Here is a 2,098-nt window from a genome sequence, read left to right as displayed (position 1 = left end):
CGGCCAGCCGCAGCTGTTCCGGCTGTTCGGCTATGCCGGCACCGGCGAGACGACGCTGGCGCGCTATTTCGCCGAGCATGTCGACGGCCAGGTGCAGTTCGCCGCCTTCACCGGCAAGGCGGCGCAGGTGCTGCGCTCCAAGGGCGCGGTCAATGCGCGTACCATCCATTCGCTGATCTACCGGCCGAAAGGCGAGGAATCGGTGTCGGACGAAATCACCGGCAAGACGTCGATGTCGCCGACTTTTTCGCTCAACCGGCAGAGCCCGATCTCGCGGGCCAAGCTGGTCGTCATCGACGAATGTTCGATGGTCGACGAGCAACTCGGCCGCGACCTGATGAGTTTCGGCACGCCGATCCTGGTGCTTGGCGACCCCGGCCAGTTGCCGCCGATCTCGGGCGGCGGCTTCTTCACCGACCACGAGCCGGATTTTCTGCTCACCGAAATCCACCGGCAGGCGCGCGACAACCCGATCCTGCGGCTGGCGCTCGATGTGCGCGAGGGCCGGGAATTCATGCGTGGCGACTATGGCACGGCGCAGGTGATCGGCAAGGAAGACGTCAACCAGGAGCTGGTGCTCAGGGCGGACCAGGTGCTGGTCGGCACCAATCGCACGCGGCGCCGCTACAATCAGCGGCTGCGCGAGCTCAAGGGCTTCAATGCCGATTATCCGCAAGCCGGCGACAAGCTGGTCTGCCTGCGCAACGATCCGGCAAAGGGCCTGCTCAACGGCTCGCTGTGGAAGGTGATGACATCGTCGCGCGAGACGGTGAAGCCCGGCATCAACCTTCTGGTGTCGCCGGAAGAGGACGATCCGGATCGCGGCGTCGCCAAGATCAAGCTGCTCAAGGCGGCGTTCGAGGATCCCGATGCCGATATCCCCTGGCAGCAGAAGAAGCGCTTCGACGATTTCGACTATGGCTACGCGCTGACCGTGCACAAGGCGCAGGGCTCGCAGTGGAACGAGATCGTGCTGTTCGATGAAAGCTGGGCCTTCAAGGAAACCCGCCAGCGCTGGCTCTACACTGCCATCACGCGGGCGGCGGAGCGGCTGACGATCGTCAGGTAGGGGCGCCGGATGCTGTTGCCCCGATAGGCTGCGCGGCAAGCCATTGCCAGGCGGCAGCCTCGTCCTCGGCCTTGAAATGCCTGATTTCGATGGGCGGTGAGGACGGCAGAAAGCGTTGCGCGTCCGCTATCCAGTCCGGTTCGCCGATGGTTGCGCAACGGCCGACATGTTCCAATGCATGGATGGCGCCCTGCTTGAGGGTCTCGTCCGCGATGTCGGCCCAGTCGACGCCGTCGTGGTCGACGAGGCGCACCAGGACATCGATGCGCGGATGCAGGGCATAGGCCGCTTCCAGCAACCCGAAGAGATTTTCACCGTCGGCCGCGGAAACGTGCCCGACGACGTCGATGGCGAAAAGGTCGTCACGGCTGGTCTCGATACGGCGGATTGCCGGAACCTCATCGAGAAAATTCATCGGCGCTTCCTTTCCCTGGTTCGTTCATCAGGCTTGGAACACCCGAAACCCCCAGTCTGTTCCCACCAAAGCCATTACTGTTCCCGTCAAAGGCATTATAGGTGGGCGCGTCGAATGATTTCCGAGGCCACCCGCATGCCTGCAAAGCTCTCCGTCAACCTCAATGCCATCGCCATGCTGCGCAACCGGCGCGACCTGCCGTGGCCCAGCGTCACCGGCATCGGCCGCATCGCGCTGGCGGCCGGAGCGCATGGGCTGACGGTGCATCCACGCCCCGACGAACGGCATACAAGACACTCCGATCTGCCCGAGATCCGCTCGCTGATCGACGACGAGTTTCCGCGCGCGGAATTCAACATCGAAGGCTATCCGACCGAGGATTTCCTGTTGCTTGTGGAAAAGCATCAGCCCGAACAGGTGACTTTGGTGCCGGACGATCCGGCCCAGGCGACATCGGACCATGGCTGGAACTTCACCACCCAGGCCGCGTTCCTCACACCGATCGTCAAGCGTCTGAAAAAGGGGGGCTTTCGCGTGTCGTTGTTTTCCGATCCGGATCCCGATTGGGTGGCGGCCGCACGCGACACCGGCGCCGACCGCATCGAGCTCTATAC

3 protein-coding genes are annotated in these 2,098 nt (G+C 63.5%); 2 read left to right on the top strand and 1 reads right to left on the bottom strand.

All coding sequences use genetic code 11. From position 1 onward, the window contains the following. Nucleotides 1–1,069 (top strand): ATP-dependent RecD-like DNA helicase (locus EN914_RS33175; RefSeq protein ID WP_127389574.1); only part of this gene is annotated, 1,069 nt, incomplete at its 5' end. Here the strand turns inward: EN914_RS33175 and EN914_RS33170 are convergent. After that, nucleotides 1,062–1,484, bottom strand: coding sequence for an STAS/SEC14 domain-containing protein (locus EN914_RS33170; protein WP_024501391.1), 423 nt, complete (start codon nucleotides 1,482–1,484; stop codon nucleotides 1,062–1,064). The genes EN914_RS33175 and EN914_RS33170 overlap by 8 nt on opposite strands. Before the next feature lie 135 nt (nucleotides 1,485–1,619). Between EN914_RS33170 and EN914_RS33165 the strand changes: the two genes are divergently transcribed. Continuing rightward, nucleotides 1,620–2,098, top strand: a 479-nt coding sequence (locus EN914_RS33165) for a pyridoxine 5'-phosphate synthase (protein WP_127389575.1), incomplete at its 3' end; no start/stop codon positions are given.

The organism is Mesorhizobium sp. M7A.F.Ca.CA.001.08.2.1, assembly GCF_003998455.1.
GTDB lineage: Bacteria > Pseudomonadota > Alphaproteobacteria > Rhizobiales > Rhizobiaceae > Mesorhizobium > Mesorhizobium ciceri.
Note: the sequence above shows the minus strand (reverse complement) of the source record. Positions and strands in the feature narration are given on the sequence as shown.

Bases quoted from the DNA above. Each gene is read 5' to 3' on its own strand.
- EN914_RS33170 (WP_024501391.1), bottom strand. From the start codon at position 1,484: ATGAATTTTCTCGATGAGGTTCCGGCAATCCGCCGTATCGAGACCAGC.